At 43.7% G+C, this 442-nt stretch carries 1 protein-coding gene; it reads left to right on the top strand.

Annotation, left to right across the window (positions count from 1 at the left end; translation table 11 throughout):
• A partial coding sequence (locus A3757_RS26300) for a hypothetical protein (RefSeq protein WP_369819527.1) occupies positions 1 to 270 on the top strand: 270 nt, incomplete at its 5' end.
• Positions 271 to 442: the final 172 nt, after the last annotated feature.

Here is a 442-nt window from a genome sequence, read left to right as displayed (position 1 = left end):
AACTCTCAAGAGTTTAGATCTGCGATTAATTTGGAAATTCGACACGTTGTTACTGAGCTTGAAGAATATCTTAAAGTGCGCGCGATAGAAGGAACAAACAAAGCCGCCTTGGATTATCAGACGCGCAACGCTTTAGCGGAAGCTATGGTAACGATTGTTTTTCAGATGGGCGGCAACTGCCTGGACGCCACAAAGACCGAACGCACGAAAGAAGCAGACAAGACAAAGCTTCAGTTGAGAATGCTACTAAAAGGCGCTTATAGCCTCTGAGCACCACTTTATCATTGTGAAACGCTATAGTGGCGAGGACAACATTTCGCCACTATTAGAAAACGCCGATATCCTATAAGTCTCCTGCCCAGGGTCAGTTTGCATTTCACTCCACAACACAAGAAACTTACTATCACTATACTCCTTAAGTGATATCACTCTGTCATTTTGT

This window comes from Oleiphilus sp. HI0117 (assembly GCF_001635235.1).
Note: the sequence above shows the minus strand (reverse complement) of the source record. Positions and strands in the feature narration are given on the sequence as shown.